This window comes from Ruania rhizosphaerae (assembly GCF_009805705.1).
Classification (GTDB): domain Bacteria; phylum Actinomycetota; class Actinomycetes; order Actinomycetales; family Beutenbergiaceae; genus Ruania; species Ruania rhizosphaerae.
In genome coordinates this window covers 176,105-193,897 of sequence record NZ_VSMB01000007.1, presented here as the reverse complement: position 1 = coordinate 193,897, position 17,793 = coordinate 176,105, and the positions used below count along the sequence as shown (strand labels likewise).

13 protein-coding genes and 1 pseudogene are annotated in these 17,793 nt (G+C 69.6%); 3 read left to right on the top strand and 11 right to left on the bottom strand.

Going from position 1 to position 17,793, the window contains the following annotated elements; all coding sequences use genetic code 11:
* Positions 1-107 precede the first annotated feature (107 nt).
* The 9 genes and pseudogenes from FV560_RS11820 to rhaI all read right to left on the bottom strand — a co-directional run bounded on the left by FV560_RS11820 (position 108) and on the right by rhaI (position 9,703).
* Positions 108-731: a hypothetical protein gene (locus FV560_RS11820; RefSeq protein WP_159621727.1), complete on the bottom strand. Its 624-nt coding sequence runs from the start codon at positions 729-731 to the stop codon at positions 108-110.
* A pseudogene (locus FV560_RS20675) lies at positions 728-959 on the bottom strand (carbohydrate ABC transporter permease); the annotation flags it as partial. The pseudogene FV560_RS20675 and the gene FV560_RS11820, both read right to left, overlap by 4 nt.
* Positions 960-989: 30 nt before the next feature.
* Complete coding sequence (locus FV560_RS11810; protein WP_159621768.1) at positions 990-1,838, bottom strand: anti-sigma factor; 849 nt, start codon at positions 1,836-1,838, stop codon at positions 990-992.
* A complete protein-coding gene (sigK, locus tag FV560_RS11805; RefSeq protein WP_159621725.1) occupies positions 1,835-2,440 on the bottom strand; it encodes an ECF RNA polymerase sigma factor SigK in 606 nt (201 codons plus the stop codon). Before sigK ends, FV560_RS11810 begins: the two co-directional genes overlap by 4 nt.
* A 32-nt stretch (positions 2,441-2,472) precedes the next feature.
* The gene (locus FV560_RS11800) at positions 2,473-3,111 is read right to left on the bottom strand and encodes a fasciclin domain-containing protein (protein ID WP_159621724.1); all 639 of its coding nucleotides are present in this window, start codon (positions 3,109-3,111) and stop codon (positions 2,473-2,475) included.
* Between the two features lie 97 nt (positions 3,112-3,208).
* Positions 3,209-4,885 carry a molybdopterin-dependent oxidoreductase gene (locus FV560_RS11795; RefSeq protein WP_159621723.1) on the bottom strand — a complete coding sequence of 559 codons (1,677 nt, stop codon included), beginning with the start codon at positions 4,883-4,885 and terminating at the stop codon, positions 3,209-3,211.
* A 92-nt stretch (positions 4,886-4,977) separates the two neighbouring features.
* Positions 4,978-6,438: a rhamnulokinase gene (locus FV560_RS11790; RefSeq protein ID WP_159621722.1), complete on the bottom strand. Its 1,461-nt coding sequence runs from the start codon at positions 6,436-6,438 to the stop codon at positions 4,978-4,980.
* Positions 6,438-8,474 carry a bifunctional aldolase/short-chain dehydrogenase gene (locus FV560_RS11785; RefSeq protein ID WP_159621721.1) on the bottom strand — a complete coding sequence of 679 codons (2,037 nt, stop codon included), beginning with the start codon at positions 8,472-8,474 and terminating at the stop codon, positions 6,438-6,440. Before FV560_RS11785 ends, FV560_RS11790 begins: the two co-directional genes overlap by 1 nt.
* Before the next feature lie 50 nt (positions 8,475-8,524).
* Positions 8,525-9,703 carry an L-rhamnose isomerase gene (gene rhaI / locus FV560_RS11780; protein ID WP_159621720.1) on the bottom strand — a complete coding sequence of 393 codons (1,179 nt, stop codon included), beginning with the start codon at positions 9,701-9,703 and terminating at the stop codon, positions 8,525-8,527.
* 244 nt (positions 9,704-9,947) lie between these two features.
* Between rhaI and FV560_RS11775 the strand changes: the two genes are divergently transcribed.
* A complete protein-coding gene (locus tag FV560_RS11775; RefSeq protein ID WP_159621767.1) occupies positions 9,948-13,826 on the top strand; it encodes a Pls/PosA family non-ribosomal peptide synthetase in 3,879 nt (1,292 codons plus the stop codon).
* Positions 13,823-15,160, top strand: coding sequence for a M1 family metallopeptidase (locus tag FV560_RS11770; RefSeq protein ID WP_235020082.1), 1,338 nt, complete (start codon positions 13,823-13,825; stop codon positions 15,158-15,160). Before FV560_RS11775 ends, FV560_RS11770 begins: the two co-directional genes overlap by 4 nt.
* On the opposite strand, the gene FV560_RS11765 is transcribed toward FV560_RS11770, so the two are convergent.
* On the bottom strand, positions 15,152-15,658 hold the full coding sequence (locus FV560_RS11765; protein WP_159621719.1) for a 4'-phosphopantetheinyl transferase superfamily protein: 507 nt from the start codon (positions 15,656-15,658) through the stop codon (positions 15,152-15,154). The genes FV560_RS11770 and FV560_RS11765 overlap by 9 nt on opposite strands.
* 89 nt (positions 15,659-15,747) lie before the next feature.
* Between FV560_RS11765 and FV560_RS11760 the strand changes: the two genes are divergently transcribed.
* On the top strand, positions 15,748-16,779 hold the full coding sequence (locus FV560_RS11760; protein WP_159621718.1) for a LacI family DNA-binding transcriptional regulator: 1,032 nt from the start codon (positions 15,748-15,750) through the stop codon (positions 16,777-16,779).
* Between the two features lie 6 nt (positions 16,780-16,785).
* Here FV560_RS11760 and FV560_RS11755 read toward each other — a convergent pair whose 3' ends face one another.
* Positions 16,786-17,751, bottom strand: a complete 966-nt coding sequence (locus FV560_RS11755) for a nucleoside hydrolase (protein WP_159621717.1) — start codon at positions 17,749-17,751, stop codon at positions 16,786-16,788.
* Positions 17,752-17,793 lie beyond the last annotated feature (42 nt).

Here is a 17,793-nt window from a genome sequence, read left to right as displayed (position 1 = left end):
GATCGGCACGAGCGGGGAGGTCGCGATGACCGAACCGACCGGTACTGGCACATGTGGGGCAGCACGTCCCCGCACTCCACGTATCTGTGTCAGCTCGGTCAACCGTGTCAGAAGTCGGTGCGACCGCGCCGGGAGGCGACACCGACGATCGCGAAGGTGAGCAAGCCAGGGGCGAGGATCACCAGCAGCGTGTACATCCACACGATCGTCATGCACAGCCCGACAGCGGTCAGCAGCAGGACCGATCCGATCGGGTCGGCCAGCGCCAGCCTGGCGCCGTCGGAGATCGCCGTGCGCCAGCTACGCGCCGGCTCGAGCCCACGCACCTCGATCGCGCGCAGCAGCACCAGCACCACGGCGACGAGCCCGGCGATCGAGACCACCCGGATCACCTCAGCCCCGGGGAGGGCAGTGAAGCGGGCAATGTCCAGATTCAGCACGAGTACCGCGGCCAGCAGCAACGATCCCGCGGCGAACAGCCAGGAACCGCGCACCTGCGCCACGAAGTCCGCCAGCAGCTCACGCACCCGGTCCGAACGCCCCTCGATGTGACGCCGCAGATGGGTGACGCCCGCCGCCAGGGCAGCAGGCGCCGTCAGTACCGGAAGGCACAGCACCACCACCACCACGGCGGTGGCCATGACCTCGGCGAACAGCGGCAGGGCAGGCGGGCGCGGCGCCGGATCGTCTCCGCCGCCGCGCCCCGCACGTGCCGCTGCCAGAATGCTCATCCCTTCAGACCTTGTGTGGCCACACCGTCGATGAGATCTCGCTGGAACACGAAGAAGAAGATCATCACCGGGATCAGCACCAGCACGGCCATCGCCACCTGTGCACCGTAGTCGGAGGTGGTGGCCAGGTCCACGAAACAACCGCAACGCCACCGGCCGGGCGTACAGATCGGGCCGCTCGAGATAAGGCAAGGGTCCCGGGAAGTCGTTCCAGGAGGCGATGACGGAGGTGGGCTCCACCGGCGCCCTCGGTGCCGATCATGGCATCGGCATCTGCGCGACAATCTCACCCGTGGGCTGATCCGAACCCCCGGCCGGCTCGACGGAGACCGCCATGGCGTCAGTGCTGAGCGCCGCCGCATCCATGATCATCGTGGCCGCACCGTCAGCGGCAGCCATCACGCCGACGCTGGTTGGCACGCCGTCCACGAGCGTCCACGCCTGGAAGTCCTGATCCTGGCCGATCACGGGCAGCCCCCGGAAGGTCACGGCGGCCGCACCGTTCTCACGCGAGACGAACAGCGCCACCTCCGGCGCCTCGGCACCGCCCGCTGTCACCACCTCGAGGTCACTGGCGTGAAGGATCTGCAGCAGCTGGGCATCGGTAGTCGTCTCGATGGGAGCCACCTGCCTCGGGAACTCCTGGTCCGGCCGTGCACCCACTCCCCAACCCACGGCCACCACGGCCACCAGGCACGCAACGGCCGCTACGAGCCGCCAGGCACGCAGGGCACCGCTGCGATCCCTGCGACGGCGACGAAGCGCGAGCTCGTCGGTCTCCGCGAGCTCGTCGGCCTCCTCAGGCGAGGACTCGCTCACGCGTGGAACGTCGGGGCCTGCATCCGAGGGCTGTGCGACCTCAGTCGCGATCGGAGGGAGGGGACGGATCCGTTCGATCCCGGCAAGGACCTGCTCACGCAGCTCGGGGGGCGGATCGACGGCACTGATGTGCGCCAACCGCTCAGTCGCGCCGCGCAACGAGGCGACCTCGTCACGGCACACCGCACAGTCAGCCAAGTGCTCCTCGAAGGCCGTGCGTTCGGTCTCGTCCAGCGCATCAAGCACATAGGCGCCTGTCAATGCGTGGATGGAGGCGTCGTCCGTCATCGTTCCTCCCCTCCGAAGAAGTCTCGTAGTCGTATCAACCCGTCTCGCAGCCGCGTCTTGGCCGTCCCGAGCGGGATGTTCAGGATTCCAGCCACCTCGACGTGGGTGTAGCCGCCGAAGTAGGCGAACTCGATCGCCTCGCGCTGGGTCTCGGTCAGTGTGCGCAACGCCCGTCGCACCCGGTCTGCCTCGAATCTGTTGACCACCACCTCCGAGACATCGTCACTGTGACGTGCCTGCCGCGCCTCGTACAGGACGTGCCGGTCTTGTGCCGCCTGGGCCGAGCGCACCCGGTCCACGGCACGTCGGTGAGCGATCGTCGTCATCCACGCCTGCACCGACCCCTTGGACGGGTCGTACCGAGCGGCTTGCTCCCAGTACTGCAGGTAGCAGTCCTGAGTCACCTCAGCCGCTTGGGACGGGTCGCGGACCACGCGCACCACCACGCCGTACACGCGCGCCGAGGTGGCGTCATAGAGCTGGGCAAAGGCTTCCGAATCGCCGCGGGAGCTGCGCTGGAGAAGGTCCGCGAGCCCCGCGCCGTCGGCTCCGGGAGTGCCGGAGGGGCTCTTCCCCTCCGGCACCCGGTCGTTGGCTCTCATCATGATCGCGCTATCCGAACGTCAGGTCGGACTCACTCCGACGGCGGGAGCAGCACGCCGTCGATGATGTAGACGGTCGCGTTGGCCGTCTGCACGTTACCGCAGACCACCGCGGCGCCCTCGGCGCCGACCGTGAAGTCCTCACCGGAGCCCTCGACCGTCAGCTCTGCCCCGTTGAGGGTCTCGAAGGTGCCGGCCAGGTCCTCCGGGGTGAGTGTCTGCGGCACCACGTGGTACGTCAGCACCTCGGTAAGCAATCCGCTCGGGTCGTCCTGAACTGCCTGGACGGTCTCCTCCGGCAATGCCTCGAACGCCGCATTGGCCGGAGCGAACACCGTGATGTCCTCAGCACCGTTCAAGGTGTCACCGAGTTCGGCCAGACCGACGAGGTCGACCAGGGTCGATAGGGCCGGGTTGTTGCTGGCGGCGGTTGCCACCGGATCCTGAGCCATGCCGTCGAAGCTGCCAGGGCCGTCGTCGGGGATGTCGGCACACACCGGGCCGAACTGAGCGCCTGTCTCGTCCATCGGCTCCTCGGTCATCTCCTCCGAGGTGGTGGGGTCCGAGGTCTCGGGTGCGTCAGCGGTCTCGTCAGCCTCACCGCCGGAGCAGGAGGCCAGTGCGAGCGCGGCAGCCAGCGTGAGCGCCGGTGCGTAGGTGCGGATCTTCATGGTCGTACTCCTTGTATCAGGCGACTGGCGGAACCAGTCGTGCGGTGCAGTGCGGACAACTTGGATTCGGCGCGGTCGGCGGGATGGATTGGTCGCTCTACTCCACGACGAAGGCGATCGAGTGCCACCCACGGGCGCCGTCGGGGAAGGGGGCGGTGCGTTCCTGCGGTTGTGCCTCTCCCCTGCCGTCGGTCGCGCGGACCTGGACGTCGTGACGGCCGGAGCCGGTGCTGGTCCAGTCGAAGCGCCACTGGCGCCACAAATCCGCACCACCGTCGGCCGCGAGTTCTGCCTGCTGCCAGTCGCCGTCATCGATCCGCACCTCGACCGAGCGGATTCCACGGTGCTGCGCCCAGGCGATGCCGGCCATCGTGACGGTGCCGGCGGGCACCCGCTGCAACGGACCCGGCACGTCGATGCGGCTCTGAGTCAGCACCGGCGCGTCGGTCGCCCAATCGCGCTCAGTCCAGTAGGCGATGTCACGGTCATAGGTGGACAGGTCCATTCGGGTGATCCACTTCGCAGCCGAGACGAAGCCGAACAGGCCGGGCACGATGAGCCGGGCCGGGAAACCTCGTTCGACCGGGAGCTGCTCACCGTTGAGCCCCACCACGAGCATCGCGTCGCGACCGTCGGTGGCAGCGTCCAGGGGGATGCTCATGGTGAGGCCGTCAGCGCTCTCGGTGAAGATCTGATCGGCTTCAGGCCGGACGCCGACCTGCTCGAAGAGATCGACCAGCGGGACCCCGAGCCACCGGCCCGTGCTCACATATGGACCGCCGACCGGGTTGGAGACGCAGGTCAGGGTGATCCAGCGCTCCACCAGCGCCATGTCCAGGATGTCCTCGTATCGCAGGGTGATCGGCTCGTCCACGAGACCGCCGATCGGCAGCGACCAGGTGTCGACATCGATCCGGGGTGTGCTCAGGGCAATGTCGACGCGGTAGAAGTCGGGCGAGGGAGTACGGAAGGGGGTGATTCCCGGTAGCTCCAGCTGGACATCCTCGGGGAGCAGCGGGGCAGGGTCGCTCGGGTCCGGCAGCGCCCGGTCACGCCCGATCGCACCGTCATCGCGACGTCGTCCCAGCAGCGTGCCACCTGCGGCGCCCGCCACCGCGAGCGCGGCGGGGCCGCCGATGAGGACCCCGCGGCGCGTGGGCACGAACTGGCCGCTGCGCACGCGAGGACCATCCAGCGGAGACTCACGTGCCGGCGACGCATGCCGCTCTGCTGCCGGCGTCTCGCGCGCGCCGGTTACGTCCGCGCCAGGCCCGGGCACAGTGCCTGTCGCTGTGCCTGTCGCTGTGCCGCTCTGAGTGCCGGCACTACCGAGCACGCCGGCCCGTACCCACAGCAGGCCGGCTACGGCGATCACTCCGGTGACGAGGGCGGGCACGACGGCGATCGGGTCGGGTGTCCTGGTCAACGCAGCGGCCCCGGCGATCGCGGCGAGCGCCACCAGACCTACCACGGCGATCCATCGGCGCCAGTAGGCCAGCAGGCCCAGGCCGGCCGTGATCAACACCAGCACCACTGCCATTCCGGCCAATAGCACCGGCTTGTCGGCGCTACCGAACGTCTGGACGGCGAACTCCTTGACCGGCGTGGGAGCGGCATCGATGGCTGCACTGCCCACCGCCAGCAGCGGGGATGTGGCGGGATCCGTCACCGCGGCGATCGTGTGGCCCACGCCCAGTCCCGCCGCAGCCGAGATGACACCCGTCAGCGCATGAAGCCACCGAGGCGGCGCTGCGGCGCGGTGAGAACCAGGCATGCCTGGTATTCGGAGCCGGGCCCGATCCGGATTGCCGCACCGCCGCGCCCACCCATGCCTCGTCTCACGCCGAGCGCTGTGGAAAGAGTCATTCAGCCGACGGCGGCCCACGCCTCGCGCTCGGAGGCATCCGGTTCGTAGCGGCGCAGCTCGAGCCCGCGGGCTCCGACGGCGCGCAGGGCGGTGAGGTCGCCGGCGAGCACTCCGGCAGCACGCGCCTGCACCAGCACGTTCCCGAGTGCCGTGCCCTCCTCGGGCCCGGCGATCACCGGCAGGCCGGTCGCATCCGCCGTGGCCTGGCACAGCAGCTCGTTCTTCGACCCACCACCGACCACGTGGATCACCGGCACACGCTGCCCGGAGAGACGTTGAGCGTCCTCGATGGCCTTCCGGTAGGCCACCGCGAGGGAATCGATGACGCATCGCGCCACCTGTGCGGGTGTCTCGGGCACTGGCTGCCCAGTCGCAGCGGCGTGCTCGGCCAGCCGCGCAGGCATGTCACCGGGCGGCAGGAAGTCCGGGTGGTCGACGTCGATGATCGTCCGGCGCGGCGCTTCCTCAGCTGCCGCCTGCAGCAGCGGCCCGATCGGGATACCTTGCCCACGCTCGTCCCAGACCCGCTGGGATTCGGACAGGACCCACAAGCCCATCACGTTGCGCAGGTACCGGACGGTGCCGTCGACGCCGCGCTCGTTGGTGAAGTTGGCTTCGCGGCTGGCCTCGGTGAGCACCGGTTCCTCGAGTTCCACCCCCACCAACGACCACGTACCGGAGGAGATGTAGGCGAAATCGCTCGTCTCGGCCGGAACCGAGGCCACTGCTGAGGCGGTGTCGTGCGATCCGACGGCGTAGACGGGCACGGGGCCGAGGCCGGTACGACGCTGGATCTCCTCGCTCAGCACCCCGATCTGCTCCCCCGGATGGACGACCGGAGGGAACAGGCCCGCCGGGATCGCGAGCCGATCCATCAACTCACCCGACCACTGGCCGGTGCGCTGGTCCAGCAGCGCCGTGCTGGACGCGTTCGTGTACTCACTCACCCGCGCGCCGGTGAGCCAGTAAGCGAGAAGGTCCGGCAGCAACAGCGCCTGCTCGGCACGGCCCCACAGCGGACCGCGCTGCTCGGCAGCCAGCTGGTAGACCGTGTTGAACGGCAAGTGCTGCATCCCCGAGACGGCGTACAGGTCCGACGGCGGAACTCTCGTGTGGACGTCGTCGATCACCGCCTCGGTGCGCGGGTCGCGGTAGGCGACCGGCTCGGCGAGCAGCTGGCCGTCAGCATCCAGCAGCCCGTAGTCGACTGCCCACGTGTCGATCCCGATCCCGTCGAGCGGCCCTGCCTCACCGGCCGCCCGCAACCCCTCGAGCACCTCCTCAAAGAGGGCGGTGAGGTGCCAACGCAACGTTCCGCCGTCATCCGCCGTGGCTGCGTTGGGAAACCTCGCCACCTCACGCAACACCACGCCGTCGGAGGTCCCAGCCACCTCCGCGCGGATGACCCGCCCGGAGGTGGCGCCCAGATCGACCGCCGCGAAGGCTGCCGGCCCAGGCATCAGCGCAGGAACGCGGCCGCCACCCCGGAATCGACCGGGATGTGCAGACCGGTGGTCTGGCTGAGGTCCCCGCCGGTGAGGGCGAAAACCGCGGCGGCGACGTGCTCGGGAAGCACCTCGCGCTTGAGTAGCGTGCGCTGGGCGTAGTACTGGCCCAGCTCCTCCTCCTTGACGCCGTAGACGGCAGCCCGCTTGGCGCCCCAGCCGCCGGCGAAGATGCCGGAGCCGCGGACCACACCGTCAGGGTTGATGCCGTTCACGCGCACACCGTGCTCACCGAGCTCGGCCGCGAGCAGGCGCACCTGATGGGCCTGGTCGGCCTTGGTGGCCGAGTAGGCGATGTTGTTCGGGCCGGCGAACAGGGAGTTCTTGGACGCGATGTAGACGATGTCGCCGCCGAGCTTCTGAGCGATCAGCGCCCGGGCGGCTTCGCGGGCCACCAGGAAGGAGCCCCGGGCCATCACATCATGCTGCAGGTCCCAGTCCTTGACGGAGGTTTCCAGCAGCGGCTTGGAGATCGACAGGCCGGCGTTGTTGACCACGAGGTCCACACCACCGAAGGCGAGTGAGGCGGCGTCGATGAGGGCGCTGACCTGCGCCTCGTCGGTCACGTCGCACGCCACGGCCGCAGCGACGTCGGAGCCACCGAGCTCGTCGGCGACCTCCTGGGCCGCTTCCAGGTTGAGGTCGGCGATGACGACGCACGCCCCCTCAGCAGCCAGTCGCGTGGCGATGGCCTTTCCGATCCCGGAAGCCGCACCGGTCACCAGGGCGACGCGGGTGGCCAGGGCCTTCGGCTTCGGCATCCGCTGGAGCTTGGCCTCCTCGAGTGCCCAGTACTCGATCCGGAACTTCTCGGACTCCTCGATCGGGGCGTAGGTGGAGAGTGACTCGGCGCCGCGCATCACGTTGATGGCGTTCACGTAGAACTCACCGGCCACGCGGGCGGTCTGCTTGTTCTTGCCGAAGGAGAACATCCCGACGCCGGGCACGAGCACGATGGCCGGATCCGCACCGCGCATCGCCGGTGAGTCCGCACTGGCATGGCGGTCGTAGTAGCCGGCGTAGTCGGCGCGGTAGGTCTCGTGCAGTTCCTCCAGCCGTGCCACCACGTCCTCGACCGGGGCGTCGGCGGGCAGGTCAACTACGAGCGGCTTGACCTTGGTGCGCAGGAAGTGGTCCGGGCAGGAGGTGCCGAGTTCGGCCAGCGGGGCGAGCTTCTCGCTCGCGAGAAAGTCCAGGACGACGTCGGAATCGGTGAAGTGCCCGATCTGCGGAGCATCCGTGGAGGCAATGCCCCGGATGGTCGGGGCGAGCGCAGCCGCCTTCGCGCGGCGCTCGGCCTCGGGGAGCGCCTCGTAGCCGGGCCGGACGGCGCCGAACGGGTCAGCCTTGCCGTGGGCGGCGATGTAGGACTCGGCGGTGTGAATGATCTCCAGGGAGTTCGCCTCCGCCTCCTCGGAGGTCTCACCCCAGGCGGTGATGCCGTGGCCGCCGAGGACGCAGCCGATCGCCTGCGGGTTCTTCTCCTTGATCGCGGCGATATCAAGCCCCAACTGGAACCCGGGGCGGCGCCACGGCACCCAGACCACCCGGTCGCCGAAGATGGTCGAGGTCAGGGCCTCGCCGTCGGCGGCGGTGGCGATCGCGATGCCGGAGTCGGGGTGCAGGTGATCGACGTGCGGGGCGTCCACCAGTCCGTGCATGGCCGTGTCGATGCTCGGCGCCGCGCCGCCCTTGCCGTGCAGGCAGTAGTCGAAGGCAGCGACCATCTCGTCCTCGCGGTCCAGGCCGGGGTAGACGTCGACGAGCGAGCGCAGCCGGTCCAGGCGAAGCACGGCCAAGCCGGACGCCTTCAGGGTGCCGAGGTCCCCGCCGGACCCCTTCACCCAGCACAGTTCGATCTGCTCGCCGGTCACAGGGTCGGTCTCGGACCCCTTGGCGGAGGTGTTGCCGCCGGCGTAGTTGGTGTTGCGCGGGTCGGCGCCGAGGCGGTTGGAACGGGTGATCAGGTCGGTGACTGCCTGGTTCGTCATGATCGCTTTCTGGATGGGAGACTGAACTGTCGAGAGATGCGTCGGGGCGCTCAGGCGCCCCAGCCGGCCTGCTGCCCGCCGACCCGCTCGGCGGCGATCTGGTCGAGGTATCCGGAGGCGTTGAAGGCGGCGTAGGGGTCTTCGGCCAGCCCCTTCTCGGCGCGGATCTCGGCGAGCAGCGGGCGCACGTCGGTGTTGTAGGCGTCCATCAGCACGGCGTTGGCACCGAGCACGTCACCGGAGATCTGCGCCTCGCGCAGGGCTTCGCGGTCGACGATCAGTGCCTTGGCCGTGGCTTCCTGAACGTTCATGACCGAGCGAATCTGGCCAGGGATCTTCGGCTCGATGTTGTGGCACTGGTCGAGCATGAAGTTCACGCCCGCTTCCGCCTTCAGCGCGTCATTGGTGACGATCTCGTTCATGATCCGGAACAGCTGGAAGGGGTCCGCGGCGCCGACGATGAGATCGTCATCGGCATAGTTGCGGGAGTTGAAGTCGAACGCGCCGAGCTTCCCGAGCCGCACCAGCTGGGCGACGATGAACTCGATGTTCGTCCCCGGCGCGTGGTGGCCGGTATCGAGCACGACGGCGGCTTGGTCGCCGAGGGCCAGGCAGTGCACCAGCGAGGTGCCCCAGTCGGGGATGTCCATCGTGTAGAAGTACGGCTCGAAGAACTTGTACTCGATCAGCAGCCGGTGGTTCGGGTCGAGTGCGGCGTAGATCTCCTGCAGGGACTCGGCGAGGCGATCCTGCCGGCCCCGGATGTCGTCCTGGCCGGCGTAGTTGGTGCCGTCGGGGAGCCAGAGCTTGAGGTCGGTGGACCCGGTCGCGCGCATCACGTCGATGCACTGCTTGTGGTGGTCAATCGCCTTCCGGCGCACGGCGGGGTCGACATGGGTGAGCGAGCCGAGCTTGTAGATGTCCTCCTGGAACAGGTTGGAGTTGATCGCCCCGATCTGCACACCGAGATCGCTCGCATGTGCAGCGAGCGCCTCGTAATCGTCCACCAGATCCCACGGGATGTGCAGGGAGACCCGCGGCGCAGCGCCGGTATAGGCGTGCACCTGGGCGACGTCGGCGATCTTCTCGAAGGGATCGCGCGGCACCCCGGGGGTCGAGAACACCTTGAACCGGGTGCCGGAGTTGCCGAACGCCCACGAGGGGAGCTCGATGGTCTGGGCGGCGAGGGCTTCACGTACCTGCGGGGCGGCGGTGGCCGAGGTGGTCATGGGGAGTGCACTCCAAGTCCGATGGTGACGACAGCAGTCGACATCCGATCTGAAACGATTCAGCATCAGATTAGAAGATGCCTGCCGCTGCCGTCAAGGGCTGGGCCGTCGAGGAACGCGCGTCGCGACCGGGCCCCATGGCGGCGCGTACGGTCCGGCATACGCCAGACTGTTCACCGTGCCCGCCGCCAGCTTGCTGCCCTCGCTGCTCGCCTCCGACCGCGCCACCCCGCCCCGCACCCTGATGGACATCTTCACGGACTCCGTGAACGCCCATCCCGAGGCCCCCGCCCTCGACAGCGGCCTCACCCAGCTCTCGTACCGCGAACTCGCCGAAGCTGCTGCGGACCTGGCCGACCGGCTCACCACCCTCGGTGTGCGCCGCGGCGATCGGGTGGGGGTGCGGGTCAGCTCCGGAACCACGGAGCTGTACGTCGCGATCTTGGGCACTCTGATGGCCGGCGCCGCCTACGTGCCGGTCGATGCGGATGACCCGCCGGAGCGGGCGCGCACCGTCTTCACCGAGGCTGCCGTGATCGCCATCATCGGCAACAGTCTCGAGATCACGGCCACCGCTCCCACGGTGCAGTTCACCACCCCCGACGGCGGCCCTCCCCCTGGCGTCCACGGCGCACCTTCGCCCGCAGAAGCACCCGAGCGGACCCCACGCCCTGCCGATGACGCGTGGATCATCTTCACTTCGGGTTCCACCGGAACGCCGAAGGGCGTCGCCGTCTCCCACCGCAGTGCCGCCGCCTTCGTCGATGCCGAATCCCGTCTCTTCCTCACCGCCGACCCGATCGGTCCGAGAGACCGGGTGATGGCCGGGCTCTCGGTCGGTTTCGATGCCAGTTGTGAGGAGATGTGGCTCGCCTGGGCGCACGCCGCCTGCCTCGTCCCCGCGCCACGCTCGCTGGTGCGCTCCGGTGTGGACGTCGGGCCGTGGCTGACGGCCAACGACATCACCATCGTCTCCACGGTGCCCACCCTGGTGGCGCTGTGGCCACCAGCGTCGCTGGATCGTGTCCGGCTGGTGATCCTCGGCGGCGAGGCGGCACCGGCCGAGCTCGCCGCCCGGCTGCAAGGGCCCGGCCGCGAGGTGTGGAACACCTACGGCCCGACCGAGGCCACTGTGGTGGCATGCGCAGCACCCCTGGACGGGTCCGAGCCGGTCCGGATCGGACTGCCGCTGGACGGGTGGGACCTCGCCGTCGTCGATCACGACGGCGTCCCGGTGGCCGAAGGTGAGACCGGTGAGTTGATCATCGGCGGCGTGGGACTGGCCCGCTACCTCGATCCGGACAAGGACGCTGAGAAGTACGCGCCGGTGCCCACCCTGGGCTGGGCGCGCGGGTACCGCTCAGGCGATCTGGTCAGGAACGACCCGGCCGGCCTGGTCTTCGCCGGGCGGGCCGACGATCAGATCAAGCTCGGCGGCCGACGGATCGAGCTCGGCGAGATCGATGGCCAACTGCTGCGACTGGCCGGGGTGGCCGGCGCCGCCGCTGCCGTGCGCGAGACCTCCGCCGGCAACCAGGTGCTGGTCGGCTACCTCACCGTCGAGGAGACCTTCGATCAGAGCGCCGCACTCGCTCTGCTGCGCGAGCGCATGCCAGCGGCACTGGTGCCGCGCCTCGCCGTGGTCGACACCCTTCCCACCCGCACCTCCGGCAAGGTGGACCGGGACGCGCTGCCGTGGCCGCTGCCCAGCACACCGAGCACGACCGCACGATGGTCACCCACCCAGGAGTGGCTGGTGGGCATCTGGCGCGATGTACTCGCCGCGGATCCGGCCGACGCCGGAGCGGACTTCTTCGACCTCGGCGGCGGTTCGCTCACCGCGGCACAGACCGTCGGGCGGATCCGGGCACGCCATCCGGAGGTCGCCGTCGGCGACATCTACGCCTACCCGACCCTGGGCGCACTATCGGCATATCTGGACAGCCTCGTCCAGTCAAGCACGACCACCACACGCACGAACCGCGCGGTCTCCCCCATCCGCACGAGGACGAAGGTGGGGCAGATCCTCGCCTTCTACCCGCTGCGCGCACTGGCGACGCTGCGATGGATCGCCTGGCTGCTGCTCGCCGGCGCGCTGCTGCACCCGGTACTCGGCTGGTGGCCGGCGCCCCCGATCTGGCTGGTGGTCGTGACCACCGCACTGTTCGTCCTCCCGCAGGGCCGGATGCTCGTCGCGGCCGGGCTGATCCGGGTGGTGCTGCGTGGCATCCAGCCGGGCACCTACCCCCGCGGCGGGAAGGTCCATCTGCGGTACTGGCTGGCCGGCCGGATCCAGGATGAACTGGCTGCGACGGGTCTCGCCGGTGCCGCCTCGATCACGTGGTACGCCCGCCTGCTCGGCGCCAAGATCGCCTCGAACGTGGATCTGCACTCCCTGCCGCCAGTCACCGGGTTCCTCCGGATCGGCAAACGCGCCTGCGTCGAACCCGAGGTGGACCTGACCGGTGCATGGATCGACGGTGACCGGGTGCATCTGGGCCGGATCTCGATCGCCGCCCGGGCGCGGATCGGTGCCCGGAGCACGCTCGGCCCAGGCGCCACAGTGGGCCGGGGCGCCGAAGTGGCTGCGGGATCGTTCGTCGCCGGCAGGGTGCGGGCCGAGCGGCTGGTCTCCGGATCTCCCGCTGAGGTCACCGGCTCCGCCCGGGGGCCCTGGTCGAAGCGAGCCCCGGCCGGTGGTCGCGCCTGGGTGGCGGGCTACGCCGTCATCGGCATGCTCCTGGCCGCCCTGCCCTGGTGCGCCGCCGCGGTCGGTGCGCTGGTGCTGTGGCCGGTGCTTCGTACCACGACGGACCTGAGCCACGCGTGGGCGAAAGTGTGGCCGTGGCTGCCACTGGCCGCACTGGCCGGCTACGCGACGTTGATGATCCTCGTCATCGCCGTCGTGCGGATCCTCGCCCCGGCCGTCCGGAGCGGCCCGGTGCCCGTCCGCTCCGGGCGGGGTCTGGCGGTGTGGGCCACGGTACGGCTCATGGACGAAGCCCGCGACTGGCTCTTTCCGTTGTATGCCGGAGCACTCACGCCGTGGTGGCTGCGAGCACTCGGCGCCCGTGTGGGCCGCGGCGTCGAGGCCTCCACGGTGGTGTTGATCCCGAAGCTGACGCAGATCGGCGACCAGTCCTTCCTCGCGGACGACACCCTCGTGGGCGGCTACGAGCTCACCGGTGGTTGGCTGCGAGCCGAACGCGTGAAGATCGGCAAGCGCGCCTTCCTCGGCAACTCCGGGATGGCCGCACCCGGGCGGAAGATCCCGAAGGCCTCCCTCGTGGCCGTCCTCTCCGCGGCACCCAAGCGCGGCACCGCGCGGGCGGGGACGTCGTGGATCGGTAGCCCGCCCACCCAGCTGCGCCGCGAGGGCGGGCCGGCCGACGAGACGCGCACCTATGAACCGAGCACCCGCCTGCGAGTGCTGCGCGGACTGGTCGAGACGGGCCGGGTGATCCCCCTGTTCGGCTCCGTGTGCCTCATGCTCGTCGTGGGCACCGCACTGCTGGTGCTCCTCGGAGGGTCGGCCGGTGAACCCTGGTCCTGGACGGGCCTCATCGCCGCAGTGCTGCTGGGCCCGCTGGTCCTCCTGCTCGCCGGTCTGATCGCCGCGGGGATCACCGTGGCCGCGAAGTGGCTCCTGGTGGGTACGCACCGGGTCAGTGAGCACCCGCTCTGGAGCGGGGCTGTGTGGCGCGGTGAGTTGGCGGACACGTTCACCGAAGTTCTCGCCGCGCGTTGGTTCTGCTCCCTGGCGCAGGGCACCGTCGCCCTGAACGTGTGGTTCCGCGCCATGGGGGCAAAGATCGGTGACGGCGTCTGGTGCGATACGTACTGGCTTCCCGAACCGGATCTGGTCGAGCTGGGCGCAGGATCATGCATCAACGCCGGATGCGTGGTCCAGACCCATCTGTTCCACGACCGTGTGCTCGCCATGGACCGCGTGGTCATCGGCGCCGGAGCCACTCTCGGGCCGAACAGTGTGATCCTGCCTGCTGCGCATCTCGACCGTGATGCCACAGTAGGGCCCGCCTCCCTGGTGATGCGCGGTGAATCCGTACCGAGCCGCACCCGGTGGCTCGGCAACCCGATCGGCCCCTGGGAGGAGGAGGCGTGACGCGAACGCACACCCCCGAGACGCCCGTTACACCCGGCACGACCGATACGTACATGCCCGACCATGGCGACCCGCGCTACGCCGTCGACCATTACCAGTTGGACCTGACCTATCAACCCCGCAGCAACCTGCTCGACGGCGTGGCCGAGGTGCGGCTGCACACCCTCACCGACACCTCCGCACTGCGCTTCGACCTGCACGAGCTGCGCGTGACGAAGGTGTCCGTGACGGGCGCCACGCTCGGCAAGTACACCCGCAAGCCGAAGCGGCTCACCGTCACCCTGAAGAAGCCCGCACCCGCCGGGTCGGAGCTCGTCGTCCGCATCGAGTACGGGGGCAACCCCAGGCCGGTGCGCTCGGCCACCCTGGGCGAGGCAGGCTGGGAGGAGCTGACCGACGGGGTGATCGTGGCCTCGCAGCCGCACGGGTCGCCGTCGTGGTTCCCGTGCAACGACCAGGCGCGGGACAAGGCCAGCTACGACGTGCACCTCACCCTGCCCGCCGACTACACCGTGGCCTTCAGCGGTGAGACGCGGGAGGTGAGACGCCGTGGCTCACGGCGGACATGGACGTTCCAGCAGCGCCACCCGATGGCTCCGTACCTGGCCTCGGTGCAGATAGGGAAGTACCGCGAGCAGTCGCTGGACGGACCCGGCGTACCGATCCGGATCCTCCGGCCGGAGGGACTGCCCACGGACGCTTTCGCGGCGTCCTTCGGCCGGCAGCGCGAGATGCTGACGTGCTTCGAGGACGCGTTCGGGCCCTACCCCTTCGACTCCTACTCGTGTGTGATCACCGACGACCCGTTGGAGATCCCGCTCGAGTCACAGGCCCTCTCGACCTTCGGACGCAACCACTGCTCGGCGGACTGGGACGCCGTCCGGCTCATCGCGCACGAGCTGTCCCACCAGTGGTTCGGCAACGCCGTCACGGCGAGCTCCTGGCAGGACATCTGGCTGCACGAAGGGTTCGCCTGCTTCAGCGAATGGGTGTGGTCCGAGCACTCCGGTGGTCCGGGGATCGCCGAGCATGCGGCCCGCGAGCACGCTCGGCTCAGCGCGCTGCCCCAGGATCTGCGGCTCAGCGATCCGGGTGCGGCGGACATGTTCGACGATCGCGTCTACAAGCGCGGGGCGCTGACGCTGGCGGCCCTGCGGGACCTGATCGGTGCCGAGGACTTCGGGCAGCTGCTGCGCCGCTGGGTCGCGCAGCACCGCGGTGGGGTCGTCTGCACCGAGGACTTCCTCGCGTTGGCCGAGGAGGTCAGCGGACGGTCGCTGCGCGCCTTCTTCGACGCCTGGCTCCACGAGGTCACACTGCCCGCGTCACGGTGAGTTCACGCACACCCGCGCAAGAAGGCCCGCGGGTGCGGGCAGATCGTGCACCGAGAAGTCGGCCACCCGGATCGAGGGCATCGACACGCTGAGCCCCACCCCGAGCATCTTCAGGATCGCCTCCTTCGCAACCCAGACCTGCAGGACGTCCTGACCGGACTCGTCCCGGTGCAGGACGAGCGTGGGGTCGATGGGTACCGCGTCAGCGCATTCGATATCGACCCCGATCCGGTGAACGGGCGGGAGGCCAGCGGCGGTCACCAGGTGCCCCCCGGCACGCGCGGCCGAGACGGCGATGGTGCGCTCGCGGGCACGCGCCCACGGGCGGCCGTGGTCGGCGCCGCCGCATCGCGGGCACAGGTGACCGATCCGCAGATCCGCTCCCGGCATGGGCATCAGGTCGTCGGCGAGGTGGCGGCGCAGGGCCTCATCAGTGCCGAGGTCGGCACGATGCCACTGAACACTGATGGGTATGCCGGTCGGCACGGGGGCGGCCATCGCCGTCATTGTCGCAGATGCGCCCTCATCCAATGGTGAAACGATACACTCACCCGATCGGCGCAGACCCGGTACAGACGAGGAGCACCATGCCCAGGCGGAACGGCGGCCCGAGACGCCCGAGCGTCACCGATGTGGCGAAGCAGGCAGGCGTCTCTGTCGGCACGGTCTCCAACGTCCTCAACCGGCCCGACTCCGTCTCTCCCGCCACCCGGGCCAAGGTGGAGGAGGCCATCGGGGAGCTCCGCTTCGTCCGGAACGCCTCCGCCCGCCAGCTCCGTAGTGGCGAGATCACCACCGTCGGTGCCGTGGTGCTCGACATCGCGAACCCGTTCTTCACCGAGATGGCGCGCGGGATCGAGGACCGGCTCGCTCAGGACGACCACACGCTCATGCTGTGCAGCTCCGATGAGGATCCCGAGCGTGAGGCCAGATTCCTGCGCCTGTTCGAGGAGCGCGGGGTGCGGGGTGTCATCGCCACCCCCTCTCACGGCAGCTTGGACGGGCTGCTGGCGCTGCGTGAACGCGGCACCGACGTGGTGCTGCTCGACCACACCTCCCCGGTTCCGGAGATCGGGTCGGTGGCCGTTGATGACGTCGGCGGAGCATCGCTGGCGATGAACCACCTGCTCGATCTGGGGCACACGAGGTTCGTGTTCCTCAACGGCCCGCTCACACTCCGCCAGTGCGTGGACCGGCGTGACGGCGTCATCGCCACCCTGACCTCCCGCGGCTTCGACCCGGCCGAGGCCCTGGTCGAGGTGAACCTCGATGCGCTCAATGCCGACGCCGCCGACGCCGCCGTCCACCGGTTGCTGGCCGAGACGACCGAACGCCCGACGGCCATGTTCTGCGCGAACGACTTCACCGCCCTGGGCGCCTTGCGAGCCCTACGCGACTGCGGCGTCTCCATTCCGGGGGACATGGCCGTCGTCGGCTATGACGACGTCATCTTCGCCTCGATGCTCACCACGCCGTTGACCTCGGTCCGCCAGCCGATGCATACCCTCGGCTGGACCGCGGCCGACATGCTGCTGCGCGAGAGCGAGCCCGGGCGCTCACGGCAGGTGGAGTTCGAACCGGAGCTGGTCGTGCGCGCCTCCAGCGGCTCGGCTATCTGATCCGGCTCACGCGACCGGCGGCCCGGCCAACCGATCGAGCAGTACCGGTCCGACCTGCAGGTCGGTCTCGAGGACGACCTGGCACCGTGCACCCGGTACGTCCACGGGACCTCGCCGCTGCTCACGCATATCGGCGATCGTCTGGCCCCGGCCCGGTCCGTCGCTGTGGTCGACCACCACCGGAACCCGGGGCGCGCGCGTGGCCTGTACTGTCCCCACCACCAGCGCGGCGGCGAGCGGATCGTGCAGGGCGCAGGCGCGGTAGCCGTAGACCTGCAGATAGCGGTCGAGGTAGGCCTCCAGCGACTCACCGACCGCGCGTGAGATCGCCTCCGGCGCCTCCAGCAGCCGACGACGGCCGAGCTCGTCGAGCGTGTGCTCCATCGTGACGTCGAGCGGCACGAGCATGACGTCCCAGTCGGCACTCATCACCGCCGCAGCCGCCTCGGGGTCGTTGGCGATGTTCGCCTCCGCCACTGCGCTCACGTTCCCCGGGGCCAGGACTGCGCCCCCCATCACGACGACGTCCCGCACCAGTGCCGGCAGCTCCGGCTCACGTTCAAGCGCCTGAGCGAGATTGGTCAGCGGGCCGATGGCCAGGATCCGCAGCTCGCCGGGGTAGTGGCGAGCCAAGTCGATGAGGAGGTCGACGGCGTCCCGCGGGTCCGGCCGGGCCGTCGCCGGTTCGAGGCTCACCCCACCGAGACCGTTCTGGCCGTGGACGTCCGGCGATCCACCGGCGAAGGTCCCGCGCAGCGGGTCGGTGGATCCGACGGACACCGGGATCTCCTCCCGGCCCGCCAGGGCCAGCAGGGCCAGCGTGTTCTCGGCGGCCACGCCAGCCGAGACATTCCCGCTGACCGTGCCGATCCCGGCCACGTGCACTTCCGGAGAGGCGAGGAGGTAGGCGAGGGCGAGCGCGTCGTCGATTCCGGTGTCACAGTCGAGGTAGAGCGGGGTAGCACCAGTCATGTGCCCAGTCTGCCAGTCGTGTGCAGGACGACGTTCCGCCCG